The sequence below is a fragment of the Yersinia canariae genome, from assembly GCF_009831415.1.
GTDB classification, from domain to species: Bacteria; Pseudomonadota; Gammaproteobacteria; order Enterobacterales; family Enterobacteriaceae; genus Yersinia; species Yersinia canariae.
In genome coordinates this window covers 4,653,659-4,678,787 of the sequence record NZ_CP043727.1, presented here as the reverse complement: position 1 = coordinate 4,678,787, position 25,129 = coordinate 4,653,659, and the positions used below count along the sequence as shown (strand labels likewise).

Here is a 25,129-nt window from a genome sequence, read left to right as displayed (position 1 = left end):
CTTGTTCGCCGTCTGAACCCCTTTTGCTAGCCGAAAGGGGTTTTATTTATTCGCGGCGAATTTTACTGGCGAATAAATTACCCAGCGATTGGATAAGTTGCACGGTAATAATTAAGACAATCGCGGTGGTGACTGTCACAAAAGTATCAAAACGCTGATAACCATAAGTGATGGCTAAATCCCCAATCCCGCCCCCGCCAACTGTCCCCGCCATTGCCGTTGCACCAATCAAACCAATGGTGGCGGTGGTCAGGGCCAATATTAACGATGATAAAGCTTCGGGTAACAGAAAATACCAAATTGCCTGCAAAGGGGTTGCGCCCATTGATTTTGCGGCTTCCAAAATGCCGGGGTTTACATCCAGCAGTGAGTTTTCTACCAGGCGGCTAATATACGGCGCGATAAAAATAATCAGCGGAACAATCGCCCCCGGCGTTCCTATTGTGGTATTCACAATGAGGCGGGTAAGCGGGATAATCGCAACCATTAGAATAATAAAGGGCAGTGATCGGATAATATTGATAACGGGATTAAGAATATTATAAAAAATACGATTATTAATTAACCCACCCGGCCGGGTCACCACCAGTAAAATCCCCAAAGGAATACCAATAAGAGAACCGATCACCAATGAAATACTGACCATAACCAAGGTGTCATGTAGCGCTTGGATAAATTGGTCCAATGTAATTGCGGTTTCGATCATCAATTTATTTCCTGTATATCAATCCCTGTGCCCGCCAAGTAATTAACTGCGCTATCAATAATGTGATTTTCGCCAGTTAATAGCAGAACCATATGGCCCAATGTGGTGTCTTGTATTTCTGACATGTTGGCAAACAGAATATTGACCCCAATGTCATATTGTCTGATTAGCTGGTTAATAACCGGTTGTGTGGCTATCGCCCCAATAAATGCCAGACGGAATTGACGGCCGGCATGACTGTTATCTAACAGGCTTTTCACACTCTCTGGTAAACTGTCCTTGATGACAGTACGAACAAAATTAAGGGTTGTAGGGTGAGTTGGGTGACCAAATACCGTCAATACAGAACCTTGTTCAATAACTTGACCATTTTCCATGACCGCCACCTTATTACAAATCTTTTGGATGACCGACATCTCATGGGTAATAAGTAAAATCGTAATATTATATTGCTGATTGATTTTCTTCAGTAATAATAAAATTTGGGCTGTGGTTTGGGGGTCTAACGATGATGTTGCTTCATCACATAACAGAATTGAGGGGTTCGTGGCCAGAGCTCGAGCAATACCCACCCGTTGCTTCTGCCCCCCTGATAATTCGTTAGGAAAACTGTGGCTTTTATCTCTTAACCCAACAAAATCAAGCAGTTCAGCGACTCGTTCCTGAATGAATTTTTTATTTTTCCCTAATAAAATAAGTGGCATGGCGACATTTTTAAAAACGGTTTTTGATTCCAGTAAATTAAAATTCTGGAATATCATGCCAATGCTTTTTTTCAATAAACGGAGTTGCTCATGGCTAAAATCATGCAGATTCTTACCATCGATAACCACACTTCCTGATGTTGGGTTTTCCAGCGAATTGACCATCCGTAATAAGGTGCTTTTCCCCGCGCCGCTATAGCCGATGATGCCAAATATATCGCCATTCTCGATGGTTAAATTTACATCATTAAGTGCCTGTAATTTGATTCCTTTACGCTCAAAGGTTTTGGAAATATGCTGTAGTTCAATCATCTGTTATTCCATTAATTTAGATAATCAGGCAGCATATAACCTGTGTACTTCTCGTTTTCCAGAATATATTTTTTGAATTCAGGGGTGTGATATCCAGCAATAATATCCTTGGCAAACTCGGCATCTTTATTTTTACCGGCAACGGTCACCACATTGACAAACTGGGTGGTGGGTTTTTCAAGTTGTAGGGCCGAAGTGAGTTTTATACCGTTAGAAACAGCAAAATTACCTTGGATGGCCCCGTAGTCAACATCAGGTAATGCTCTGACTTGTTGAGCATTATCCATTTCCTTGATAACCAAATGATACGGATTTTCTGCAATGTCTTTTTGCGAGAAGGTTGCTGGGTCTATTGTTTCTTTGAGTTTTATCCAACCAATAGATTGCAGTAAGAGTGCGGCGCGGTATTCATTTGAAGGCTGATTAGGGACTGAAATCCATGCGCCGTCTTTCGGTTTGTCTTCCTTATTGTGCTTATTAGAATAGAGGCCCATAGGAGGGGTTGGCACCTGAATAATTCCTATGTTATCAGTGCGTAGCCGGTCATTTATAGCTTGCAGGTAAATCGGGTGCTGCATGATGTTGCCATCAATCTCACCGGTACTAACGGCATTATTGACCTGAATACCATCATTGAAGTCTTTATATTCGATACTGTAGCCTTTGTTTATGAGATAAGGGGCCACGCCTTTCTCAAATTGTTCTTTATAAGGGCCAGGATTAAATCCCAACTTAATGACTTTCTTCTCCTCACTGTGGGCATTCAGTGAAGTTAAAATAATTAAACCCAATAAGGGTATCGCCAGCGAACGCATTCTCATCATTATTTCCCTGTGGAATAAAGAGTCATTCAGACTCTAAAGAGCAATTTATTCACAAGGTTGCAGGCTATTGGGGTATCCGTAAACGAAGAATATAGACTTAGCTTATCTATTATAAAGCTATAGCTATATCAGGAGAGTATAAGAGAAGGGAGTGTCAGAATATAATTAACCCGCTGCGCGGTGATATACAGCGCAGCGGGTTTTATTGTAATAAACCTGAGTTTAGCCCTGAATTAGATTCGGGATCTTCACCACAGGGTTAACATCGGCTTCATAGTCCACACCGTCGATAGCGAAACCGAACAGATTTAAGAACTCAGTTTTATAGCCGGTGAAATCGGTTAATTGGTAAATATTGTCATTGGTAACCTGATCCCACAACTGCTGTACCTGATTTTGCACTTCAGGAGCCAGTTCTTTGTAATCGGCACGCAGACGACCTTCTTGGTCCATATGCGGCGCGCTGCCACACAGGCTGTCTTTATACAGCGAATAAACTTGCTCAATACACCCTTCATGAGTGCCTTTCTCTTTCATCACTTTGAATAACAATGACAAATACAGAGGCATCATTGGAATTGCGGAGCTGGCCTGAGTCACAACCGCTTTTAATACTGAAACTCGAGCATCTCCGCCGCCATGAGCAGATAAGCTCTCGCGGATAGCTAAAACTTTTTGATCCAAGTCCTTCTTGGCCGCGCCAATGGAGCCATTCCAATAGATGTCATGGGTAATTTTTTCGCCCAAATAGGTGAAAGCTGTCGTTTGTGCGCCTTCAGCCAGTACGCCCGCTTCTAACAGGGCATCAATCCACATCTGCCAGTCTTCGCCACCCATTACTGCGACAGTATTATCAATCTCTGCTTGGGTTGCCGGTTGCAACACCGCTTCTTTGATAACTTCTTTATCAGTATCAAGGCCACGGAACTTAACTTCATGCCCGATTGGTTTCAGTGTCGAGTTAAACACTTCGCCTGTTTTCGGATGAGTACGGCGCGGTGAGGCCAGGCTGTAGATAACTTGATCAACCTGACCCAAGTCTTGCTTGATAGCTTCAATGGTCAGGCGCTTAATTTCATCCGAGAAAGCATCGCCATTGATGCTCTTCGCGTACAGGCCTTTTTGCTCAGCAAATTTGTGGAATGCAGCGCTATTGTACCAGCCAGAGGTTCCCGGCTTGCCTTCTTCACCCGGACGTTCAAAGAACACACCCAGAGTATCGGCACCACAACCAAATGCTGCTGTAATGCGGGCTGCCAGCCCGTATCCAGTTGACGCACCAATCACTAATACTCTTTTTGGGCCGTTAGCGATTGCGCCTTCTGCTGTGACATAGTCGATTTGCTTTTTGACGTTAGCTTCACAGCCCGCCGGATGAGCAGTCACACAGATAAAGCCGCGTACACGTGGTTTTATAATCATGGATACCTCAGGTTTATAGATATAGTTAAGTGTTTGAGCCGTACTCAGTTCAGATTGATGGAGGGCTCAGACTCATAGAGCAAGCTTATCAAAATGCCTCTATGGCATCACACTCATTTTCCGATACAAAAACTGGAGAAAATCCGCCCCAGTAAGTCATCGGAGCTAAATTCACCGGTAATTTCACTCAACGACTGTTGTGCTAACCGCAATTCTTCTGCCAGTAATTCACCGGCGTAAGCGCTTACTAACTGTTCATGACCTTGTACCAAATGCTGTGCGGCAGTTTCCAGCGCTTGCAAATGACGGCGGCGAGCCAAGAAACCGCCTTCGGTGTTACTGGTAAAGCCCATACTCTGCTTGAGATGGTTACGCAGCAGGTCAATACCTTCACCCGTTCGGGCTGACAAGCGAATTAGTGAGTGACCATTCACTTCGGTCAGACCTAAGGTTTCGCCTGTGATGTCGGCTTTATTACGCACCACGGTGATGGGGAGTGTAGACGGCAACCTCGCCATAAACTCAGGCCAGATAGCGGCCGGCTCCGTAGCATTCGTGGTGGTGCCATCAACCATAAACAGCACTCGGTCGGCTTGTTCAATCTCATGCCACGCCCGCTCGATACCAATGCGCTCAACTTCGTCACTGGCTTCGCGTAAACCGGCGGTATCAATGATATGCAATGGCATCCCATCGATATGAATATGTTCCCGCAATACATCACGGGTAGTGCCGGCAATATCAGTTACAATTGCCGCCTCGCGACCCGCTAAGGCATTGAGTAGACTGGATTTACCCGCATTAGGGCGGCCAGCAATGACCACTTTCATCCCTTCACGCAGCAAGCTACCTTGTCGGGCTTCCGTGCGCACTTGCTCTAAATCTGCCATGACTCCATTCAATTGAGCTTCAATTTTACCATCAGACAGGAAATCAATTTCCTCATCAGGGAAGTCAATTGCAGCTTCGACGTAGATTCGCAAGTGAGTAAGTGCTTCCACCAATTGATGGATTCGAACAGAAAATGCGCCCTGTAATGAATTCACTGCTGAGCGAGCTGCTTGCTCTGAACTGGCGTCAATTAAGTCAGCAATAGCTTCGGCTTGTGCTAAATCCAGTTTGTCATTGAGAAATGCGCGCTCGGAGAATTCACCTGGACGGGCAATGCGCAACCCTGGCAGGGCCAGAATGCGTTTTAATAGTAAATCCAGTATGACAGGGCCGCCATGGCCTTGCAGTTCCAACACGTCCTCGCCAGTAAAGGAGTTCGGGCCGGGAAAGTAGAGAGCGATACCTTGGTCCAATGTGCTGCCATCAACATCTTTAAACGGCAAATAATCGGCATAGCGCGGTTTGGGTAATTTACCCAACACGGCCTGCGCGACGGCAGCGGCGGCACGACCTGAAACACGTAAAATACCAACGCCACCACGGCCTGGCGGTGTTGCTTGTGCCACGATAGTATCAGTGGTGCTCATGGTTATATCTCTCTTTAACCTATTATTTTTGCACAAACCTGACAGTGTAAATCAGGTTTCTATAAAAAGAATAAGGCGGTCATATTGACCGCCCTTTAATACTTATGATTATCGTTGTGGATTATTTTTTCTTGTCGCGGCTGTGTAAACCACGTTTTTCCAGACCACGATAAATCAACTGTTGTTGCAGGATGGTCACCAAGTTACTGACGATATAGTACAGTACCAGACCAGCCGGGAACCACAGGAAGAACACAGTGAAGATGACCGGCATAAAGGTCATGATTTTCTGCTGCATCGGGTCAGTCACGGTCGTCGGTGACATTTTCTGAATGAAATACATGGTGATACCCATCAGAATCGGCAGAATGTAGTACGGGTCTTGTGCTGACAGGTCATGAATCCACAAGATGAATGGCGCATGGCGCAACTCAACTGAACTCATCAACATGTAGTACAACGCCAGGAAGATTGGCATCTGAATGACCAACGGTAAGCAGCCACCCAGCGGATTAACCTTCTCAGCTTTGTACAGCGCCATCATTTCCTGACTCATACGCTGCTTATCGTCGCCGATACGCTCACGCATGGCGGCCAGTTTAGGCTGCAGCAAACGCATTTTCGCCATCGAAGTATATTGCGCCTTTGTCAGCGGGTACATGATACCGCGCACGATAAAGGTGATAACAATGATGGAGAAGCCCCAGTTTCCGACAAAGCTGTGAATGAATTTCAGCAGTTTGAACAGTGGCTGAGAAATAAACCATAACCAACCATAATCAACTGTCAGGTCCAGATGTGGCGCGATGGCCGCCATTTTGTCCTGAATTTCCGGGCCAACCCACAAGGTTGCACCCAGTTGTTTCTGCTCACCCGGTTGAATAACAACTGGCGCGCCTTTGAAGCCAATGGCAGCCAAGCCGTTACCTAAATCAGCGGAGTAGAAAGTGTTGGTTTCGTTAGCCGTTGGGATCCACGCGGTTGCAAAATACTGCTGCAACATAGCAACCCAGCCGCCTTTAGTGGTGATATCCAAGCTTTTATCTTCGATATCACTAAAGCTATATTTTTTATATTTAGTTTCATCAGAAGAGTAAGCCGCGCCACGATAAGTATGCAGCGCGAAGTTATTGCTGCCGGTATCACGGTGTTTAGGTAAGTTGATGCTTTGCTTTAATTGACCGAACAGCGTCAACTCCAGCGGGGCAGCAGAGGCGTTTTTAACGTGATAATCCACGCCAATGGCGTAGTCATTACGTTTCAGCACAAAAGTCTTGGTGAAAACGGAGCCATCTTTGCCGGTGAAGGTCAAAGGAATGCGCAACTCGTCCTGGCCATCAGCTAATACAAAGCTGGTTTGTGGCACTTCGAACAGTGGGCGCTCGCCGTTAGCTGGATTGTCCGGGCCGCTTTTACCTGTCAGGCCGCTTTGTGCCTGATAAATGAACGCAGGGGTGGTTTCCAGTAATTCGAAAGTTTTATCTGAACCCAGAGCATCCGGGTAAGCCAGCAGGTTTGCCTGCTCGATGTCACCGCCACGGGTATTAATGGTCAGAGACAGCACATCAGTTTTTACAGTAATCAGTTGACCCTGACCACTGGCTGGCACGGCCTGGCTTGCTTTATCACCGGTAGCAGTATTCGCAGTCTGTTGCGTGGTCTGAGCAGTTGGTTGTGGATTGTTGTCCACTTGCCAAGCTTGCCAGATCATGAAAGACACGAACAGCAGAGCGATGAGTAGAAGATTGCGTTGCGAATCCATCGTTAGTGTTCTCTGTTATCGTCGGGTTTCGGCGGCACGGGATCATCGCCACCTGGGTTCAAAGGGTGGCATTTTAATACGCGTTTCAGTGTTAACCAACTGCCTTTTATCATACCAAACCGGCTCAATGCCTCAATTCCGTAATGAGAGCACGTCGGATGGAAACGACAACGCGGCCCCAACAGCGGACTTATCACGAGCTGATAGCCCCTGATTAGCCCGATCAGGATGCGGGAGCCTGGCGACAGTGGCGACGCCATAATTTTTCCAAAGCTTCCGTCAACGCACGGTTATCGAGGTCAGCCACACCCTTTTTCACCAAAACGACAAAATCCATAGACGGTAACGTATGCTGATGCAACCGGAAGCTTTCGCGGGTTAAGCGCTTGATCCGATTACGTTCATGAGCACGTTTGACATGTTTTTTGGCGACGGTAAGACCGATGCGGGGATGCCCCAGCTCGTTCAGGCGGCCGAGGATGGTGATTTGCGGCGTGCCAGCCCGTTGTGGCTGCTGGAAGACAAAAGTGAAATGACTGGGAGTTAACAAACGTAACTCCCTAGGAAATGCTAGCTTAACCACTTAGATGGTTAGCTTTTATTACTTAGAAACAGTCAGACGAGAACGGCTTTTCGCACGACGGCGAGCCAGAACTTGACGACCATTTTTGGTGGCCATACGAGCACGGAAACCGTGGCTACGGTTGCGCTTCAATACGGACGGTTGGAAAGTGCGTTTCATAGCGATTTCTACCTAAACTTAAAATAATTACTGATTCAGTAAACGCGTTTGGCTGCTCGGAGTGAAGACACCGACGCCTCAATCGCAACATATAAAGAAGCGGGATTGTAATAATTGTACAGTCCTGAGTCAATTGACATTGCGCACGCCCGCACAGAAGTTTTCTGTATCGGGAGTTTACCAAGAGCCTGTCCGTGTTCACCGCTGGTTTCTTTTTGGCCGAGGCCATCAAGAGAACAGGCATCACACGTAGGGCTGAGGATTATACGGACTCCCGGGTAAATCGCAAGGATCGCAGTGAGATCCTTTGTAGATTAATGAGGATCAGCTTCTGGAAAAGGGGAAAGTCATACCAGTATATTCCGAAATATTTTGGGATCGTGGATGATGAGGGGCACGAAAAGCTGTGCGCTAGGTTACACTCTCAACAGAAGTTATGGCCTGTGGATAAAAAGGATCTAATCTGTGAGGAAGGGGAGGATCTATTGCTCCTTTTGCGCTATGATCCGCCATTCCGATCGCATCCACTACTCTGAGATCACTACTCCGGGATCGTGGGGGGATGCAGTCGTAAAAACAACCGAAAAACGGTTCGCATGTCACTTTGGCTTGCTACAGGCCATATTGGCGTGTGTCAAAAACGATGAGTTACAAAAAATCCTGATTTCTTTCTTTTATTGATCTTGTTCGAGTGGAGTCCGCCGTGTCACTTTCGCTTTGGCAGCAGTGTCTTGCCCGATTGCAGGATGAGTTACCTGCCACAGAATTTAGTATGTGGATACGCCCCCTACAGGCGGAACTGAGTGACAATACTCTGGCGCTTTACGCCCCTAATCGTTTTGTACTGGACTGGGTCCGTGATAAATACTTAAACAATATCAATGGATTGCTTAATGATTTCTGTGGCAGCGAGGTTCCTTTACTGCGTTTTGAAGTAGGGAGTAAACCTGCGGTAAGAGCACACAGTCATCCAGTTACAGCCAGCGTTAGCGCGCCTGTTGCTCCGGTTATCCGTAGTGCACCTGTGCGCCCGAGTTGGGACAGTTCGCCCGCCCAACCTGAACTTTCTTATCGTTCGAATGTGAACCCTAAGCACACATTTGATAACTTCGTTGAAGGTAAATCGAACCAATTGGCTCGTGCTGCTGCACGCCAGGTTGCGGATAACCCGGGTGGCGCTTATAACCCATTATTTCTTTATGGCGGCACAGGTTTAGGTAAAACTCACCTGTTACATGCTGTTGGAAATGGCATCATGGCACGTAAAGCCAATGCCAAAGTGGTTTACATGCATTCTGAGCGTTTTGTGCAAGATATGGTTAAAGCCTTGCAGAACAACGCAATAGAAGAGTTTAAACGCTATTATCGTTCGGTTGATGCATTATTAATCGATGATATTCAGTTCTTTGCCAATAAAGAGCGTTCTCAGGAAGAATTTTTCCACACCTTTAATGCCTTGCTGGAAGGTAATCAGCAGATCATTCTGACCTCTGATCGCTATCCAAAAGAAATTAATGGGGTAGAAGATCGTTTGAAATCGCGATTTGGTTGGGGCCTGACGGTGGCGATTGAGCCGCCGGAACTGGAAACCCGTGTCGCGATTTTGATGAAGAAAGCGGATGAAAATGATATTCGCTTGCCGGGCGAGGTTGCGTTTTTTATCGCCAAGCGCCTGCGTTCCAATGTTCGTGAGTTGGAAGGGGCATTAAATCGTGTGATCGCCAATGCCAATTTTACTGGCCGGGCAATTACCATCGATTTTGTTCGCGAAGCGCTGCGCGACTTACTGGCATTGCAAGAAAAGCTGGTTACTATCGATAATATTCAAAAGACTGTCGCAGAATATTATAAAATTAAGGTCGCTGACCTGCTCTCGAAACGGCGTTCCCGTTCGGTCGCCCGTCCGCGCCAAATGGCGATGGCGCTGGCGAAAGAGTTAACCAACCACAGCCTGCCTGAAATCGGCGATGCGTTTGGTGGCCGCGACCATACTACGGTGTTGCATGCTTGCCGCAAGATTGAACAATTGCGCGAAGAAAGTCACGACATCAAAGAAGATTTCTCTAACTTAATCAGAACATTATCCTCCTAGCGCTATGAAATTTATCATTGAACGTGAGCATCTGCTAAAACCGCTGCAACAGGTCAGTAGCCCGCTGGGTGGACGTCCTACGTTGCCAATCTTGGGTAACTTGTTGCTGCAAGTCACGGAAGGCTCTTTGCTGCTGACCGGTACTGATCTGGAAATGGAGATGGTGGCGCGCGTGGCGCTATCTCAGCCGCATGAGCAAGGCGCAACCACGGTGCCTGCCCGGAAGTTTTTTGATATCTGGCGTGGTTTGCCGGAAGGTGCGGAAATTACTGTCGCGTTAGATGGCGATCGCCTGTTGGTGCGTTCTGGCCGCAGCCGCTTCTCACTGTCTACATTACCTGCAGCAGATTTCCCGAATCTGGATGACTGGCAAAGTGAAGTTGAATTCACTTTACCGCAGGCAACCCTGAAGCGTCTGATTGAGTCTACTCAGTTCTCAATGGCTCATCAGGATGTGCGCTATTACTTGAACGGCATGCTGTTTGAGACCGAAGGCGAAGAGTTACGTACCGTCGCCACAGATGGTCACCGGTTGGCGGTTTGCGCTATGCCAATTGGGCAGACATTACCGTCACATTCGGTGATTGTGCCGCGTAAAGGGGTGATGGAGTTGGTGCGTCTGCTGGATGGTGGTGATACGCCGTTACGCCTGCAAATCGGCAGTAACAATATCCGCGCACACGTCGGTGATTTCATTTTCACCTCTAAACTGGTTGATGGCCGTTTCCCAGATTATCGCCGTGTATTGCCGAAGAACCCAGACAAAACATTGAAAGCAAGCTGTGATTTGCTGAAACAGGCCTTTGCTCGTGCTGCCATTTTGTCTAATGAGAAGTTTCGTGGTGTACGGCTGTATGTTAGCCAGAACCAGCTTAAGATAACCGCTAATAACCCTGAACAGGAAGAAGCGGAAGAGATCCTCGATGTTAGCTACGATGGGGCAGAAATGGAGATCGGTTTCAACGTCAGTTATGTGCTTGATGTACTGAATGCGCTCAAGTGCGAAGATGTGAGTCTGTTACTGACTGACTCGGTCTCCAGCGTGCAGATTGAAGATGGTGCCAGTCAAGCAGCGGCCTATGTTGTCATGCCAATGCGTCTGTGATCTATAGCGGGCTATTTTACTTGCCAGCTTGGGATTGGAGAGTACTCGCCATCCTCACGTACTGAAGTACGCTCCGGTTGCTGTGCGCTGTCCGCACCCAATCTGTCTGCGACAATTACGCCCGAGGTCAGGGATACAAGAATAAGAAGCAGTTTCATGGCTCTGACGCGTTTACTAATTAAAGATTTTCGAAATATCGAATCGGCAGACTTGGCACTGGCGTCGGGGTTTAATTTTCTGGTTGGCCCCAACGGTAGCGGTAAAACCAGTGTGTTGGAGGCAATTTATACCCTTGGGCATGGCCGTGCTTTCCGTAGTTTGCAGGCCGGTCGCGTGATTCGTCATGAATGTGCCGAGTTTATATTACATGGTCGGGTTGATGCTAATGAGCGTGAATCTTCCGTGGGATTGAGCAAAAGTCGGCAGGGTGATACCAAAGTGCGCATTGATGGCACGGATGGTCATAAAGTGGCTGAATTGGCACAATTGCTGCCAATGCAGTTGATTACCCCTGAGGGGTTTACCTTATTGAATGGCGGGCCAAAATTCCGGCGCGCTTTTTTGGACTGGGGTTGCTTTCATAATGAACCCGGTTTTTTTATGGCCTGGAGCAATCTGAAAAGGTTACTTAAGCAGCGCAACGCCGCGCTGCGCCAGGTTAGTCGCTATTCGCAAATCCGGGCCTGGGATCAGGAAATTATCCCGCTGGCGGAGCGAATTAGTGAGTGGCGGGCGGCATACAGTGACGCAATTGCGGCTGATATTTCAGCTACATGCGCCCTGTTCCTGCCAGAGTTCGCCCTGAGTTTCTCTTTCCAGCGTGGCTGGGATAAAGAGAGTGACTATGGTGAGTTGCTGGAACGCCAGTTTGAGCGTGACAGAGCGCTAACCTATACCGCCGTCGGTCCACATAAAGCGGATTTTCGCATTCGGGCTGATGGTACGCCGGTAGAAGATTTGCTATCGCGTGGTCAGCTAAAACTGCTGATGTGCGCACTGCGGTTAGCGCAGGGTGAGTTTCTCACCCGACAGAGCGGGCGGCGTTGCCTGTATCTGCTTGACGATTTTGCTTCCGAATTAGACACCGGCCGTCGTCGTTTATTGGCCGAGCGTTTAAAAGCTACCCAGGCACAGGTTTTTGTCAGCGCAGTGAGTGCTGAACAAGTGGCTGACATGGTAGGCGAAAAGGGCAAGATGTTCCGCGTGGAACATGGCAAAATAGAGGTTCAACCACAGGATTAAAAATGAGCGAGAAACGTTGATGTCGAATACTTATGACTCCTCAAGTATCAAGGTATTAAAAGGGCTGGATGCGGTTCGTAAGCGTCCGGGCATGTATATCGGTGATACTGATGACGGTACCGGTCTGCACCACATGGTATTCGAGGTTGTGGACAACGCTATCGACGAAGCCCTCGCTGGCCACTGTAAAGAAATTGTGGTGACCATCCATTCGGATAACTCAGTTTCCGTACAGGATGATGGCCGTGGTATCCCAACCGGTATGCATGACGAGGAAGGGGTATCGGCCGCAGAGGTCATCATGACCGTGTTGCATGCTGGCGGTAAATTTGACGATAACTCTTACAAAGTTTCCGGCGGCTTGCACGGCGTAGGTGTGTCCGTTGTTAACGCCCTGTCTGAAAAACTGGAATTAGTGATTCGCCGTGAAGGTAAAGTTCACGAGCAGACTTACAAAATGGGTGTGCCGCAGGCACCATTGAAAGTGGTGGGTGAAACCGACCAGACCGGGACTACCGTACGTTTCTGGCCGAGTTTCCAGACTTTCACTAATAACACTGAATTCCAGTATGAAATTCTGGCTAAACGTCTGCGCGAGCTGTCGTTCCTGAACTCCGGGGTTTCAATCAAACTGAAAGACAAGCGTAACGACAAAGAAGACCACTTCCATTACGAAGGCGGTATTAAAGCGTTTGTTGAGTATCTGAACAAAAACAAAAACCCGATCCACCCGAAAGTGTTCTATTTCTCCACCATGAAAGATGACATTGGTGTCGAAGTGGCATTGCAGTGGAACGACGGTTTCCAAGAAAATATTTACTGTTTCACCAACAACATTCCACAGCGCGATGGGGGGACTCACTTAGTTGGGTTCCGTACGGCAATGACTCGTACCCTGAACAGCTACATGGATAAAGAAGGCTACAGTAAAAAAGCAAAAATCAGTGCCACCGGTGATGATGCCCGTGAAGGCTTGATTGCTGTGGTTTCAGTGAAAGTGCCAGACCCTAAATTCTCCTCACAAACCAAAGATAAACTGGTTTCTTCTGAGGTGAAAACGGCGGTCGAAACGCTGATGAATGAAAAGCTGGTTGAGTATTTGCTGGAAAACCCAACTGACGCCAAAATCGTTGTGGGCAAAATCATTGATGCGGCCCGTGCTCGTGAAGCTGCGCGTAAAGCGCGTGAAATGACCCGCCGTAAAGGGGCGTTGGATTTAGGCGGTTTGCCAGGTAAGTTGGCTGACTGTCAGGAACGTGACCCGGCATTGTCCGAACTCTACTTAGTGGAAGGGGACTCTGCGGGCGGCTCCGCTAAACAAGGCCGTAACCGTAAAAATCAGGCCATTTTGCCGTTGAAAGGTAAAATCCTGAACGTTGAGAAAGCGCGCTTTGATAAAATGCTTTCTTCACAAGAAGTGGCTACGCTGATTACTGCGCTGGGTTGTGGTATTGGTCGGGATGAATACAATCCGGACAAACTGCGCTACCACAGCATCATTATCATGACCGATGCCGACGTGGATGGTTCTCACATCCGCACCTTGTTGCTGACGTTCTTCTACCGCCAGATGCCGGAAATTATTGAGCGTGGTCATGTCTATATCGCTCAACCGCCATTGTATAAAGTGAAGAAAGGCAAACAAGAGCAATACATCAAAGATGATGACGCGATGGAACAGTACCAGATGACATTAGCATTGGATGGGGCGGCGCTGCACATCAATGAACATGCGCCGGCACTGTCTGGTGAGCCATTAGAGAGATTGGTTACTGAACATTACAGTGTCCAGAAAACCATCGCTCGTATGGAACGTCGTTATCCGCGTGCTTTGCTGAATAACTTGATTTATCAGCCGACACTGCAAGAAGAAGAGTTAAGCAATAAAGAGGTTGTGACGCAGTGGATTGAGTCACTGGTCACCTTGCTCAATGAAAAAGAGCAACACGGCAGCAGCTACAGTGCTGTAGTACGTGAAAACCGTGAACGTCAGTTGTTCGAGCCGGTATTGCGGATTCGTACTCACGGGGTTGATACCGATTATGATCTGGACTTCGATTTCATCCACGGTGGTGAATATCGTAAGATTTGTCTATTGGGCGATAAGTTGCGCGGCTTAATTGAAGACGGTGCCTTTGTTGAACGTGGCGAGCGCCGCGTACCGGTTTCAAGCTTCGAAGATGCGCTGGACTGGTTAGTTAAAGAGTCACGCCGTGGTCTGGCAATCCAGCGTTATAAAGGTTTGGGTGAAATGAACCCAGAGCAATTGTGGGAAACCACGATGGATCCAGAAGGCCGCCGCATGCTGCGGGTGATGGTGAAAGATGCTATTGCTGCTGACCAACTATTCACTACCCTGATGGGTGATGCGGTTGAACCTCGCCGTGCCTTTATCGAAGAGAACGCGTTGCGTGCAGCGAATATCGATATCTAATCAGATAAGCTATTGATTCGATAATTTATAGATCAGATAGAAAAGCCCAGAGTAGGAAACTGCTTCTGGGCTTTTTTTTATCTGATAATTGAGTCTTGCGGAATATCACCTTATTGGCATTTGTGCGGCGCGCTGACTTAGTAGCATTCGAACGCTGAATCGCGTTAGCATGGAGTATTGGTTAGATAAATGTGAGGACCTATGGCTATTGAATTAATCGCTATTGATATGGACGGCACGTTGCTGAATACGCAGCATGAAATCACCCCACGGGTAAAGCAGGCCATTGATGCCGCCCGGGCGAAAGGGGTTTGCGTGGTATTGGCCACGGGGCGGCCTTATATCGGGGTCCAACGTTATTTACGTGAACTGAACATGGAAAATAGTGGTGATTATTGCATCAGTAATAACGGTGCATTAGTACAAAAAGCTGCCACGGGGGAGTGTATTTTACAGGAAACTCTCAATTTCGAAGATTATCTTTATTTCGAAGCTTTATCGCGCGAAATGGGCGTCAGTTTCCAAGCTTTTGATTTTGATACTTTATATACGGCTAACAAAGACATCAGTAAATATACTCTGCATGAAGTCCTCCTGACCGGTATCCCATTGAAATACCGAGCGGTAGAAGAGATGGACCCCACATTGCGCTTCCCGAAAGTGATGATGATTGATGAGCCAGAAAAGCTGGACCGCGCATTAGAGTTGATGCCAGCTGAAGCTTTTGAGCGTTTTACTATCATGAAAAGTGCCCCTTTCTACCTGGAAATTCTGAGTAAACGAGTTGATAAGGGAACTGGGGTTAAAATGCTAGCTGATCATCTGGGCATTGCGCAGGAAAACATTATGGCGCTGGGTGACCAGGGCAATGATATTGCTATGATTAATTACGCCGGTGTGGGCGTGGCAATGGGGAATGCTATTCCTGAACTGAAAGAAATTGCGCAGTTTGTGACGGGCACTAATAGCGAAGATGGTGTGGCGACGGCAATTGAGAAATATGTGCTTTGATTGATTACTTTGGGGATTGGTTCGGTTGATATTCGTTCGGTGATTACCTGTTGACCGCAGCCTCAACCAAAAAGGAGGGTAAGTCGCCCTCCTTCACCTGCGGCTAGCACTCAAAACCCCAGAAAAAATCTAAAGGCCTGCTTTTTATTGTCTTAAAATTCCCTTAACAATCTGCACATCCTGAATCCCCAACCCGGTTAAATCGGCCAGCGTAATCTGTTGATCATTATCCCTAAAAGAGCCTCCTGACGTTAACGCAGAACCGACCTCCGTGAAAGCATGATAGTCTAACAGGCCTAACTGAAATGCCTGAGAAACTTCACCAAATTCAGTGCATTGCGCCCATGAGTCCACCAGAATTTTGCCAGCTTTCGCCACAAGCTCTGCGGCCAGTTCGTGTTTACCTGCCCCATCAGCGCCAACCGCAGTAATGTGAGTGCCGGGCTGAATATCTGCAGCTTGTAAAATAGCTTCTCGGCTGGGCGTCGTGGTCACAATAAACTGACATTGACGGCCTAACTCCGCAGCATCCAAGGTGGTATTGACCGCAAAACCTTCCTCTTCAGCATATTGCCGGTATTCCTCTAATGCGGTTTCACTGCGGCCCCAAACCCATAGCTGTCGGCATGAAATCACACTTTTCAGATACATCAGATGCAGCCGTGCTTGCATACCTGTACCGACGATACCGATGGTGCTGATGTGAGTTGGCGCGCAAAGTTCGGCCACAATGCGCCCGGCCAATGCAGTACGCAGGGCAGTGAGCCAGCCTTCATCGAGCAATATGGCTTGTGGTTCACCGGTCTGGGCGGAAAACGCCATCATCAGCCCCTGATTACTGGCCAGCCCTTGGGCCGGATTATTATAAAAACCGCCTGAAACCTTCACCACAAACTGACTGTCGCCCTGCAAATAACCACTTTTAATACAGCAATCACCGTTCGCTTGCTCAAACAGCAAATGTTGTACTGGCGGCATTTGCACTTGTTTTTGACTAAACGCGATAAACCCTTCTTTTAGTAGCAATGTGATGGCATCAGCATCGAACTTGTCGAGAATCTGCTGCTTATTCAAAATAATCATTTGCTGACTGCTCCCAGGTATTTTTCCAGTACGATATTTTTCCCGCACAGCACGACGGCCACCTTTTTACCTTGCCAGTGAGGGGCCAATTTTAGTGCTGCGGCCAGGGCCACACCTGCGGCACCTTCAATCATCCAGCGGTCAGTGTGGGCAATTAAACGCATGGCATCTTTTATTTCCTGTTCACTTACCAACACTTTCTGATCGATTAATTGCTGGCAAAGCGCGAAGGTAATCGCCCCTGGTTCAACGCCACCGGCAGTGCCATCAGATAGAGTCTCTTGCTCGGCGACTTCCTGAATTTGCCCGTTTTCCAGGCTGGTATACATGCTGGTGGCATTTGCAGGCCAACAACCAATAATCTGAGTTTTGTCAGAGAGCTTCTTCAGCACTGTCGCAATACCGGAAATCAGTCCACCTCCGCCGACGGCAACAAAGACGGCATCGAGATCCGGCTGCTGTTCAACCATCTCCATGCCACACGTCCCTTGCCCGGCAATAATTTGCCTATCGTTATAAGGGGAAATATAGATTTTGCCCTGCTGTTGTGCGGCGCTATCAGCTGCCAGTTCTGCGTTTAATGCATCCCCTGGAACCAATTCAACCTCTCCACCCAGCGCGCGAATGGCTTCCAGTTTGATGGCCGCAGCTTGCTCAGGTGCAAAAATGGTGGATTTCACCCCCGCCAATTTCCCCGCCAGCGCCATAGCTTGGCCGTGGTTACCGGTGGAGGCGGTGATAACCCCCCGCAGGCGCTGTTCGTCAGTTAATAAGCGCAGTTTGTTACTGGCTCCGCGAAATTTAAAAGAACCGGTGTGCTGTAGATGCTCACATTTGAGATAGATTTCGCAACCGCTGTGCTGGGACAGTAATGGGCTGTATTCCAGTGGTGTCACTCTTACTTGCGGGCGTAATACTTGGTGGGCCTCTTTGATTGCATCGAATAAAGTATTCATATCGGTTCCTTTGAATTTTATGATTTTTTTATATTTTTCAGATGGTTGTAAACGGTTGCTCGGCCAATGTTAAGGATCTTGGCAACATAACCCGCGGCATTTTTGCCGTTAAATGCCCCCTGCTGATAAAGCGCTTCAATCAATTTTCGGCGGTCAATATTACTCAGTGTCGCCAGTGTGAGCTGTTGCTGTTGCAGCCAGTGGTGAGTGTAGGTATTGATTCGCTCCTGCCAATCATCCTGGAATAGCACTTCAGGCTGCGGCTGTAATTGATGCCCTGACAAGAGCAGATCCAGTGCCGCTTTGGCACTTTCAAAGACGGTAATGTCCAGATTGATACACAGCAGCCCGACAGGTTGTTTATTGTCATCTCGCAGCACTGTGCTGATGGAGCGCAGTTGGCGACCATCCCAGTTGCGCTTTTGGTAAGGGCCAATCACCTGTGAATGCTGATCAAATTGCAGGTCACTTAGGTTGGAGTCTTCCCCCAATTCCCGCTGTGAATAGTTATTCGCGATATAAACCAGTTTTTGGCTGGCTAAATCGTGGAGGGCCACTTCCGCATAAGGTGAGAAAAGTGTGGCTATCGCATCGGCGATGGGCTGGTATCGGCTAAGCATAGGAAATTTTAATTTAGAATAAAAAATCCATATTAGACTTTTTTTTCTAAAACACCATGATTTATTACCCAGTAGTTTTGCAGTAATAGGAAATCGGGCTGATATAATTCAGCGTATGAATCATAGTCAGCATAATCGCGACCGGAGTCCGTATGGCCTTACAAGAACAGCAACTCACCTTCGCCCCAAGAGGCCATCAGCTCACTAATATCAATGTTTGGACACCGGATAGCCAATGGCTGGCTTATGATGCGCGGCCTAATGGCAGTACATTTAGTGGGTTAACGATTGAGAGGGTTAATTGTATAACCGGTGATATTGAGGTTATTTATCGTGCTCAGCATGGTGCTCATGTTGGAGTGGTCACGGTGAGCCCTGACCAGCCGGCGCGTTATGTGTTTATCCATGGCCCGGAACACCCCGATAGTCACTGGCATTATGATTTCCATCACCGGCGAGGTGTCATTGTCACTGAACCGGACAGGGAACTGGCGGTAACATTGGATGCCATGGATATCACGGCACCATACACTCCCGGCGCTTTGCGCGGAGGCACTCATGTGCATGTTTTTAGCCCTGACGGTAGCCGTCTGAGTTTTACCTATAATGACCATGTGCTGCACGAGCAAAATCCCGCGTTGGATTGCCGTAATGTCGGCGTAGCTATACCTCTGCATGGTGTGAATCCGCCTAAACAACATCCACGTGAATATGATGGCAGCCATTTTTGTGTATTAGTGACTCGAACTACTCCCACACCACAAGCGGGGAGTGACCAAATAAACCGTGCTTATGAAGAGGGGTGGGTGGGCAATCAGGGCTATTTGAAGGCTGACGGCACTCGCCAACGTTGGGCATTGGCATTTATTGGCGATACACTTTCGGCACAAGGCGAGAAAATCCCAGAAATCTATCTTGTTGATTTACCAGAGCATGATCGGGATTATGCCCATGCCGGGGTTGAGCCACTGGAGGGCACTCAAACCACACTGCCCGCACCACCCGCAGGTATCAGCCAACGGCGGATAACCTTCACCGCTGACCGGCGTTTTCCGGGCCTTGCGACCAGCCCGCGCCATTGGTTGCGCACCTCACCTGATGGCAGTGCCATTGCTTGCTTAATGAAAGATGATAATGGTGTGGTGCAGCTGTGGCTGGTTTCACCCAATGGCGGTGAGCCACGGCAACTGACAACCAGTGAGTGGGGGATTCAGTCGGCATTTAGCTGGCATCCACAGGGGCACAGCCTGGCATTTGTGTGTGATAACAGTGTGATGCAGTGTGATAGTACCACCGGCCAGTTACAGCGATTGACCGCCCGCACTGCTGTCGCACCACTGGCAGACGCAGTGGTGTTTTCGCCTGATGGCGCTAAAATTGCCTTTATGCAGGAAATCGACGGGTTAGCTCAAATCTTTACCGTAAATGTAGGCTAATTCATTGTATTGGCGCGTCAGCAGAATGGGGGGCCGACGTGTTTTGCGCTTCGGACTGGCGGATACGCTCACGTGGGGAACTGGCGACTTTATCTTCGTTGCCCGAGCGCAAGTAATCATAGGGCAGGAGCAAGGTGTCCATTACCGCGGAGAATGGCAGATCCACGGCGAGCAGGGGCCGCAATGCCCAACCGGTATTATCATCTTTGAGCATCGCCACATTGGCCTCAGTACCGGAGTAATAGCCCTGACTGCTGCTGGTGTGGGTCATAATACTGGAACAGCCGCCGGACAACAGCAGCGAACAGCCGGTAACAAAAGGGATAACTGTATTTTTCATTGTTTTATTCAGCTCTCATCATACCGGGGAGTCACAAGTTACAGTGATTAACGTGCTATCAGTGTCAGGTTTTGACATGATTTTTACACCACCTTACAGACAGTTCCTATGGTCAAAGATTCAATCTTGTGGCGCAACGTAGGCTAAGTGTAAGTTATAACAGCACATTTATCGAATAATTAGACTAATAAATATCTGATTGGGATTTTTCTCGTGAATTTTTTTTAATTTTGCTCTTGAAAAGGAAAAGACCGGTCCCATTTTATTATCAGGTCAGAGAGAATACGCCGATAGGGTATTCAGACCAGGAGCTTGTCCAGAGTGGAAAGCTTAATGAAAAATATGATAACACCCTTGCTAATATATTTAGGAGGCAGTTTTTATGCGTAATTCCGAGCTTGCACCATTGTATCGTTCAGCTATCGGTTTCGACCGGTTATTCAATCTATTAGAATCCGGCCAAAATCAAACTAATGGCGGTTATCCTCCTTATAACGTCGAGTTAGTTGACGAAAATAACTACCGCATTGCGATCGCGGTGGCAGGATTTGCAGAGCAGGATCTGGACATCGTCACACAGGATAACCTGTTGATTATTCGTGGTTCTCATGCCAGTGAACCTGCGCAGAAGACTTATCTGTATCAAGGTATCGCTGAACGAAACTTCGAGCGTAAATTCCAGTTGGCTGAGCACATTAAAATTAAAGGTGCCAACCTGGTCAATGGCTTGTTATATATCGATCTTGAGCGACTAGTACCAGAGAGTTTAAAACCACGTCGTATTGAAATTAAGTAACATGTTTAATAATGTGAATTTGTTACCTTATTTAAAAGAGTTCGGCCTGCCGTAATCGGGGGCCAACCGGTCACGGATGAATAGCGGGGAATAATATAACGCCAGTATTTTGCGTTAGGGTTTTTTATATCGCTAATTCGTGACTGTCTATTATCTTATCTCGCTTCAAAGAAGGAGTTATGTTTATGCGTAATTATGATTTGTCACCTTTGCTTCGTCAGTGGATTGGTTTTGATAAATTAGCCAGCTCAATGCAGGGCGGTCAGGATTCTCAGGGGTTCCCACCATATAATATTGAGAAAACTGATGATAACCACTATCGCATCTCACTGGCATTAGCCGGTTTTAAACAGAGCGAACTGGATATTGAAGTAGAAGGCCCGCGTTTGACTGTTCGCGGTAAGCCGACACCAACTGAAAAACAGGTTGAATATCTGCATCAAGGATTGGTTCGTAAAGAGTTCTCATTGACCTTTACGCTGGCAGAGCATCTGAATGTTGATAATGCTCAATTTGAAAATGGTTTGCTGCACATTGATCTGTTGCGCCAAGTGCCTGAAGCGCTGCAACCACAGCGTATTAGCATTGGCAGTGCGGCACCTCAAGAACGTCAGGTATTAGATAACCCGGCGACAACTGAGCAATCTGAACAGCAGTAATTATGATGACCGGTACCTCTGCCTGAGGTGCCGGTAACGAATATCCTCTCCTTGTTTTGTCCTTTTAGCATTAAGCTTTTCCGTGTTTATTTTTTCACCGGAGAGATTACCCACTCTCCGGTGCATTTTGTGGCGCATCCCACAGTCAACCGCCCCCCCTTCTGACAGAATCCTTACTAATTGTATATTCGACATAATTGTATATCCGAGATATTTCAAGTTGCATGTGCGTTGGCTGTGCTCAATCACCCGAATCACTTACAAATGTAAGCTCATCGGGGTTCGCCTTCCTGCAATTCGAGTTATTTAGGGCAGAAGAATTTCAGGCCATGTATGACCGAAGTGATATCCCACATGGCCGACCCGTTTTTAAACTTAGGCAAGGAAGTGATTTATGAGTGCTATCGCCCTTACCGTCAGTATGTTGGCGCTGGTCGCCGTATTGGGGTTATGGATCGGTAATTGGAAAGTCTATGGTGTGGGGTTAGGTATTGGCGGTGTGTTATTTGGCGGCATTATCGTGGGCCATTTTGCACAAACTTACCAATTGGTTCTCAATGGAGACATGCTGCACTTCATTCAGGAGTTTGGTCTTATCCTGTTTGTTTACACTATCGGTATTCAGGTCGGCCCGGGGTTCTTCTCCTCACTGCGGGTATCGGGGTTGCGGCTTAACTGCTTTGCTATCCTGATGGTGATTGTTGGTGGGTTAGTGACCGCTATTATTCATAAATTGTTTGCCGTGCCGCTGCCTATCATTTTGGGCGTATTTTCAGGTGCGGTCACCAACACCCCGGCTCTCGGGGCCGCACAGCAAATCCTCACCGATTTAGGTTCGCCACCACAATTGGTCAGCCAAATGGGGATGGGCTATGCCATGGCCTATCCATTCGGTATTTGCGGTATTTTGCTGGTGATGTGGTTGATCCGTTTGTTCTTTAAAATCAACGTCGATCGTGAAGCAAAAGAGTTCGATAGCAGTCACGGCCAGAATCGCGAGCTGCTACAAACGATGAACGTGGCAGTTCGTAACCCCAATCTGCATGGTTTATCTGTACAGGACGTGCCGTTACTCAACAGTGATGACGTCGTTTGTTCCCGCCTGAAACGCGGTGACTTGTTGATGGTGCCATTGTCAGCGACTGTGATTGAATTGGGTGACTATCTGCATTTGGTTGGGCAGCGAGAGGCCCTAGAGAAAGTGCGGTTGGTGGTCGGGGAAGAGGTGGATGTCACCTTGTCTACCGCCGGTACGGCATTGCAAACTGCCCGTGTGGTAGTGACCAACGAAGCGGTACTGGGTAAAAAGATTCGTGATCTTAATCTTAAGCAAAAGTATGACGTGGCAATCACCCGCTTAAACCGTGCGGGTATTGAGCTGGTCGCCAGTAATAGTGCCAGTTTGCAATTCGGTGACATTCTTAATTTGGTCGGGCGGCCGGAAGCCATTGAGGCGGTATCTGCGGTGGTGGGTAATGCGCAACAGAAACTGCAACAAGTGCAGATGTTACCCGTCTTTATCGGTGTCGGTCTGGGGGTATTGTTAGGATCAATTCCGCTCTTTATTCCGGGGTTCCCGGCAGCGCTGCGCTTAGGTTTGGCGGGGGGGCCGCTCGTCGTCGCACTGATTCTTGGGCGAATTGGCAGCATCGGGAAGTTGTATTGGTTTATGCCACCGAGTGCCAACCTGGCCCTGCGTGAACTGGGAATTGTATTGTTCTTGTCAGTCGTTGGGCTGAAGTCTGGCGGTGATTTTATCAATACCCTGGTTAATGGCGATGGGCTGGCGTGGATTGGTTATGGGGCGATGATAACCGGGATACCATTACTGACCGTGGGGATTCTGGCGCGCATGTTAGTCAAGATGAACTACCTGACATTGTGCGGCATGCTAGCCGGTTCAATGACAGATCCACCGGCATTGGCTTTTGCTAATGGCTTGCACCCAACCAGCGGTGCGGCGGCGTTATCTTATGCAACAGTTTATCCACTGGCGATGTTTTTGCGAATAATGTCACCGCAGATATTGGCGGTATTGTTTTGGACGACCATGTAACGCAATAACTTTGGATTCGATTATAAAATAAAACTGAGGGCGGCCTGGTAAGCGGCCCTCAGCTATTTATTCTCAGAAATTACTTCGCTTCCTGAAATGCCAACTCAATCTCTTCAGCCAAAATCACCACACCCTTTTCGATATCCTCCGGTGCCGGGACATAATTCATCCGCATGCACTGATGGGTATGTGGCCAATCATATTCCAGACCCGGGAAGAAATAGTGGCCCGGAACCATCAACACTCCGCGTTTTTTCAAGCGCTGATAGAGCAGTTCGGTGCTGATAGGCAAATCTTTAAACCACAGCCACAGGAATATCGCCCCTTCCGGCTTGTGGATCAGGCAACGTTCTGGCGGTAAGTATTTGCGCAGAATGGCGATAGTTTGCTGTACCCGCTCAAAATAGAATGGCCGGATGACCTCATTGGATAACCGCAACAAATCACCGCGTTCAATCATTTCAGCGGCAATCGCCGGCCCCAGGCTGCCCGGTGACAGGCTGATAATGCCATTCATATTGGTGATCGCCGAAATCACTTTCTCATCGGCTATCACAATCCCACAGCGCGAACCCGGCAAGCCCAGCTTCGACAAGCTCATGCACAGAATAATATTCGGGTTCCACAGTGGCGTCGCGTCAGAAAAGATAATGCCGGGGAATGGCACGCCATAAGCATTATCAATCAATAACGGAATACCGCGTTGCTGAGCAATGGCATCAAGGCGGATTAACTCTTCGTCAGTAATGACATTCCCAGTCGGGTTTGTTGGCCGAGACACACATATTAGGCCAATATCGTCAGTAATATTGAGGTGTTCAAAATCGACGTGATACTTGAATTGCCCTTCTGGCAGCAACTCAATATTGGGTTTGGCGGAGACAAATAAGTCCTCGTCCAGACCTGCGTCGGCATAACCGAGATACTCTGGCGCCAGCGGGAATAACACCCGGCGACGATTGCCATCAGCATAGCGGCCAGCGAACAAATTAAATAAGTAGAAAAATGCGCTTTGACTGCCATTTGTCAGTGCAATATTCTGTGGCTCAATTTGCCAACCCAGCTCATCGCGCAGCATTTTTGCCAGTGCTTTCAGTAGCAAATCTTTACCTTGTGGCCCGTCGTAATTGCACAGCGCCTCGGTCAATTTTCCGTGTTCCAGCATGTCCTGACACAGTTGTTGGAAATAAGCATCCATCTCTGGAATATGCGCCGGATTACCCCCGCCAAGCATGATAGAACCTGGGGTTCTCAGGCCATCATTAAGGTCGTCCATGAGCCTGGTAATACCCGCGTAGCGTGTGAATTTGTCGCCGAAAAGTGAGAACTTCATAAATGAAAATTTATTG

General features: G+C 47.9%; 24 protein-coding genes. 9 read left to right on the top strand and 15 right to left on the bottom strand.

Annotated elements, in window-relative coordinates; translation table 11 throughout:
• Positions 1 to 46: 46 nt before the first annotated feature.
• From F0T03_RS21335 to rpmH, 9 genes are all read right to left on the bottom strand, one after another.
• Positions 47 to 706 (bottom strand): methionine ABC transporter permease, encoded by a 660-nt coding sequence (locus F0T03_RS21335; protein ID WP_162526999.1) that lies wholly within the window; start codon positions 704 to 706, stop codon positions 47 to 49.
• Positions 706 to 1,722: a methionine ABC transporter ATP-binding protein gene (locus tag F0T03_RS21330; protein ID WP_159680570.1), complete on the bottom strand. Its 1,017-nt coding sequence runs from the start codon at positions 1,720 to 1,722 to the stop codon at positions 706 to 708. The genes F0T03_RS21335 and F0T03_RS21330 overlap by 1 nt, the downstream gene beginning before the upstream one ends.
• 11 nt (positions 1,723 to 1,733) lie before the next feature.
• A complete protein-coding gene (locus F0T03_RS21325; protein ID WP_162527069.1) occupies positions 1,734 to 2,543 on the bottom strand; it encodes a MetQ/NlpA family ABC transporter substrate-binding protein in 810 nt (269 codons plus the stop codon).
• A 225-nt stretch (positions 2,544 to 2,768) separates the two neighbouring features.
• Positions 2,769 to 3,968, bottom strand: coding sequence for an enoyl-ACP reductase FabV (fabV, locus tag F0T03_RS21320; protein ID WP_145555324.1), 1,200 nt, complete (start codon positions 3,966 to 3,968; stop codon positions 2,769 to 2,771).
• Between the two features lie 113 nt (positions 3,969 to 4,081).
• Positions 4,082 to 5,446 (bottom strand): tRNA uridine-5-carboxymethylaminomethyl(34) synthesis GTPase MnmE, encoded by a 1,365-nt coding sequence (mnmE, locus tag F0T03_RS21315; RefSeq protein WP_145555323.1) that lies wholly within the window; start codon positions 5,444 to 5,446, stop codon positions 4,082 to 4,084.
• Between the two features lie 121 nt (positions 5,447 to 5,567).
• Entirely contained in the window at positions 5,568 to 7,208 is a 1,641-nt protein-coding gene (gene yidC, locus F0T03_RS21310; protein WP_145555322.1) for a membrane protein insertase YidC, read from the bottom strand.
• Positions 7,209 to 7,210: 2 nt separating this feature from the next.
• Positions 7,211 to 7,468: a membrane protein insertion efficiency factor YidD gene (yidD, locus tag F0T03_RS21305; protein ID WP_005161103.1), complete on the bottom strand. Its 258-nt coding sequence runs from the start codon at positions 7,466 to 7,468 to the stop codon at positions 7,211 to 7,213.
• Complete coding sequence (rnpA, locus tag F0T03_RS21300; protein WP_025380108.1) at positions 7,432 to 7,791, bottom strand: ribonuclease P protein component; 360 nt, start codon at positions 7,789 to 7,791, stop codon at positions 7,432 to 7,434. Before rnpA ends, yidD begins: the two co-directional genes overlap by 37 nt.
• Before the next feature lie 18 nt (positions 7,792 to 7,809).
• Entirely contained in the window at positions 7,810 to 7,950 is a 141-nt protein-coding gene (gene rpmH / locus F0T03_RS21295; protein WP_002220736.1) for a 50S ribosomal protein L34, read from the bottom strand.
• A 703-nt stretch (positions 7,951 to 8,653) separates the two neighbouring features.
• Here rpmH and dnaA point away from each other — a divergent pair.
• Together dnaA and dnaN are read left to right on the top strand one after the other, a co-directional pair.
• Positions 8,654 to 10,042, top strand: a complete 1,389-nt coding sequence (gene dnaA / locus F0T03_RS21280; RefSeq protein ID WP_145555320.1) for a chromosomal replication initiator protein DnaA — start codon at positions 8,654 to 8,656, stop codon at positions 10,040 to 10,042.
• 4 nt (positions 10,043 to 10,046) lie between these two features.
• Complete coding sequence (gene dnaN, locus F0T03_RS21275; RefSeq protein ID WP_038637668.1) at positions 10,047 to 11,147, top strand: DNA polymerase III subunit beta; 1,101 nt, start codon at positions 10,047 to 10,049, stop codon at positions 11,145 to 11,147.
• Positions 11,148 to 11,158: 11 nt separating this feature from the next.
• Here the strand turns inward: dnaN and F0T03_RS21270 are convergent, their stop codons facing one another.
• Entirely contained in the window at positions 11,159 to 11,305 is a 147-nt protein-coding gene (locus tag F0T03_RS21270) for a hypothetical protein (RefSeq protein ID WP_159680568.1), read from the bottom strand.
• Between F0T03_RS21270 and recF the strand changes: the two genes are divergently transcribed.
• The 3 genes from recF to yidA all read left to right on the top strand — a co-directional run bounded on the left by recF (position 11,304) and on the right by yidA (position 15,834).
• Positions 11,304 to 12,389: a DNA replication/repair protein RecF gene (gene recF, locus F0T03_RS21265; RefSeq protein ID WP_145555319.1), complete on the top strand. Its 1,086-nt coding sequence runs from the start codon at positions 11,304 to 11,306 to the stop codon at positions 12,387 to 12,389. The two genes, F0T03_RS21270 and recF, sit on opposite strands and share 2 nt — an antisense overlap.
• A 19-nt stretch (positions 12,390 to 12,408) precedes the next feature.
• Positions 12,409 to 14,823, top strand: coding sequence for a DNA topoisomerase (ATP-hydrolyzing) subunit B (gene gyrB / locus F0T03_RS21260; RefSeq protein ID WP_145555318.1), 2,415 nt, complete (start codon positions 12,409 to 12,411; stop codon positions 14,821 to 14,823).
• Between the two features lie 201 nt (positions 14,824 to 15,024).
• On the top strand, positions 15,025 to 15,834 hold the full coding sequence (gene yidA / locus F0T03_RS21255; RefSeq protein ID WP_159680566.1) for a sugar-phosphatase: 810 nt from the start codon (positions 15,025 to 15,027) through the stop codon (positions 15,832 to 15,834).
• Positions 15,835 to 15,978: 144 nt separating this feature from the next.
• On the opposite strand, the gene F0T03_RS21250 is transcribed toward yidA, so the two are convergent.
• The 3 genes from F0T03_RS21250 to F0T03_RS21240 are packed head-to-tail and all read right to left on the bottom strand — an operon-like array spanning position 15,979 to position 18,493.
• Complete coding sequence (locus F0T03_RS21250; protein WP_159680564.1) at positions 15,979 to 16,917, bottom strand: ornithine cyclodeaminase family protein; 939 nt, start codon at positions 16,915 to 16,917, stop codon at positions 15,979 to 15,981.
• The gene (locus F0T03_RS21245) at positions 16,914 to 17,873 is read right to left on the bottom strand and encodes a threonine/serine dehydratase (protein WP_145555315.1); all 960 of its coding nucleotides are present in this window, start codon (positions 17,871 to 17,873) and stop codon (positions 16,914 to 16,916) included. The genes F0T03_RS21250 and F0T03_RS21245 overlap by 4 nt, the downstream gene beginning before the upstream one ends.
• Before the next feature lie 17 nt (positions 17,874 to 17,890).
• Positions 17,891 to 18,493: a helix-turn-helix transcriptional regulator gene (locus F0T03_RS21240; RefSeq protein WP_145555314.1), complete on the bottom strand. Its 603-nt coding sequence runs from the start codon at positions 18,491 to 18,493 to the stop codon at positions 17,891 to 17,893.
• 152 nt (positions 18,494 to 18,645) lie between these two features.
• Here F0T03_RS21240 and F0T03_RS21235 point away from each other — a divergent pair, with 152 nt between their 5' ends.
• The gene (locus tag F0T03_RS21235) at positions 18,646 to 19,929 is read left to right on the top strand and encodes a YidR family protein (protein WP_159680562.1); all 1,284 of its coding nucleotides are present in this window, start codon (positions 18,646 to 18,648) and stop codon (positions 19,927 to 19,929) included.
• A gap of 1 nt (position 19,930) precedes the next feature.
• Here F0T03_RS21235 and F0T03_RS21230 read toward each other — a convergent pair whose 3' ends face one another.
• Entirely contained in the window at positions 19,931 to 20,269 is a 339-nt protein-coding gene (locus F0T03_RS21230; RefSeq protein WP_159680560.1) for a YceK/YidQ family lipoprotein, read from the bottom strand.
• A 382-nt stretch (positions 20,270 to 20,651) separates the two neighbouring features.
• Between F0T03_RS21230 and ibpA the strand changes: the two genes are divergently transcribed.
• From ibpA to F0T03_RS21215, 3 genes are all read left to right on the top strand, one after another.
• Positions 20,652 to 21,065 (top strand): small heat shock chaperone IbpA, encoded by a 414-nt coding sequence (ibpA, locus tag F0T03_RS21225; protein WP_159680558.1) that lies wholly within the window; start codon positions 20,652 to 20,654, stop codon positions 21,063 to 21,065.
• A gap of 185 nt (positions 21,066 to 21,250) precedes the next feature.
• The gene (gene ibpB / locus F0T03_RS21220) at positions 21,251 to 21,724 is read left to right on the top strand and encodes a small heat shock chaperone IbpB (RefSeq protein ID WP_145555308.1); all 474 of its coding nucleotides are present in this window, start codon (positions 21,251 to 21,253) and stop codon (positions 21,722 to 21,724) included.
• 394 nt (positions 21,725 to 22,118) lie between these two features.
• Positions 22,119 to 23,780, top strand: a complete 1,662-nt coding sequence (locus F0T03_RS21215; RefSeq protein WP_145555307.1) for a putative transporter — start codon at positions 22,119 to 22,121, stop codon at positions 23,778 to 23,780.
• A gap of 79 nt (positions 23,781 to 23,859) precedes the next feature.
• On the opposite strand, the gene F0T03_RS21210 is transcribed toward F0T03_RS21215, so the two are convergent.
• Positions 23,860 to 25,113 (bottom strand): valine--pyruvate transaminase, encoded by a 1,254-nt coding sequence (locus tag F0T03_RS21210; RefSeq protein ID WP_145555363.1) that lies wholly within the window; start codon positions 25,111 to 25,113, stop codon positions 23,860 to 23,862.
• Positions 25,114 to 25,129 lie beyond the last annotated feature (16 nt).

Excerpts from the sequence above, each read along its gene's own strand:
- F0T03_RS21335 (WP_162526999.1), bottom strand. The coding sequence starts at position 706 with ATGATCGAAACCGCAATTACATTGGACCAATTTATCCAAGCGCTACAT.
- F0T03_RS21330 (WP_159680570.1), bottom strand. The coding sequence starts at position 1,722 with ATGATTGAACTACAGCATATTTCCAAAACCTTTGAGCGTAAAGGAATC.
- F0T03_RS21325 (WP_162527069.1), bottom strand. The coding sequence starts at position 2,543 with ATGAGAATGCGTTCGCTGGCGATACCCTTATTGGGTTTAATTATTTTA.
- fabV (WP_145555324.1), bottom strand. The coding sequence starts at position 3,968 with ATGATTATAAAACCACGTGTACGCGGCTTTATCTGTGTGACTGCTCAT.
- mnmE (WP_145555323.1), bottom strand. The coding sequence starts at position 5,446 with ATGAGCACCACTGATACTATCGTGGCACAAGCAACACCGCCAGGCCGT.
- yidC (WP_145555322.1), bottom strand. The coding sequence starts at position 7,208 with ATGGATTCGCAACGCAATCTTCTACTCATCGCTCTGCTGTTCGTGTCT.
- yidD (WP_005161103.1), bottom strand. The coding sequence starts at position 7,468 with ATGGCGTCGCCACTGTCGCCAGGCTCCCGCATCCTGATCGGGCTAATC.
- rpmH (WP_002220736.1), bottom strand. The coding sequence starts at position 7,950 with ATGAAACGCACTTTCCAACCGTCCGTATTGAAGCGCAACCGTAGCCAC.
- dnaN (WP_038637668.1), top strand. The coding sequence starts at position 10,047 with ATGAAATTTATCATTGAACGTGAGCATCTGCTAAAACCGCTGCAACAG.
- recF (WP_145555319.1), top strand. The coding sequence starts at position 11,304 with ATGGCTCTGACGCGTTTACTAATTAAAGATTTTCGAAATATCGAATCG.
- F0T03_RS21270 (WP_159680568.1), bottom strand. The coding sequence starts at position 11,305 with ATGAAACTGCTTCTTATTCTTGTATCCCTGACCTCGGGCGTAATTGTC.
- gyrB (WP_145555318.1), top strand. The coding sequence starts at position 12,409 with ATGTCGAATACTTATGACTCCTCAAGTATCAAGGTATTAAAAGGGCTG.
- yidA (WP_159680566.1), top strand. The coding sequence starts at position 15,025 with ATGGCTATTGAATTAATCGCTATTGATATGGACGGCACGTTGCTGAAT.
- F0T03_RS21250 (WP_159680564.1), bottom strand. The coding sequence starts at position 16,917 with ATGATTATTTTGAATAAGCAGCAGATTCTCGACAAGTTCGATGCTGAT.
- F0T03_RS21245 (WP_145555315.1), bottom strand. The coding sequence starts at position 17,873 with ATGAATACTTTATTCGATGCAATCAAAGAGGCCCACCAAGTATTACGC.
- F0T03_RS21240 (WP_145555314.1), bottom strand. The coding sequence starts at position 18,493 with ATGCTTAGCCGATACCAGCCCATCGCCGATGCGATAGCCACACTTTTC.
- F0T03_RS21235 (WP_159680562.1), top strand. The coding sequence starts at position 18,646 with ATGGCCTTACAAGAACAGCAACTCACCTTCGCCCCAAGAGGCCATCAG.
- F0T03_RS21230 (WP_159680560.1), bottom strand. The coding sequence starts at position 20,269 with ATGAAAAATACAGTTATCCCTTTTGTTACCGGCTGTTCGCTGCTGTTG.
- ibpA (WP_159680558.1), top strand. The coding sequence starts at position 20,652 with ATGCGTAATTCCGAGCTTGCACCATTGTATCGTTCAGCTATCGGTTTC.
- ibpB (WP_145555308.1), top strand. The coding sequence starts at position 21,251 with ATGCGTAATTATGATTTGTCACCTTTGCTTCGTCAGTGGATTGGTTTT.
- F0T03_RS21215 (WP_145555307.1), top strand. The coding sequence starts at position 22,119 with ATGAGTGCTATCGCCCTTACCGTCAGTATGTTGGCGCTGGTCGCCGTA.
- F0T03_RS21210 (WP_145555363.1), bottom strand. The coding sequence starts at position 25,113 with ATGAAGTTCTCACTTTTCGGCGACAAATTCACACGCTACGCGGGTATT.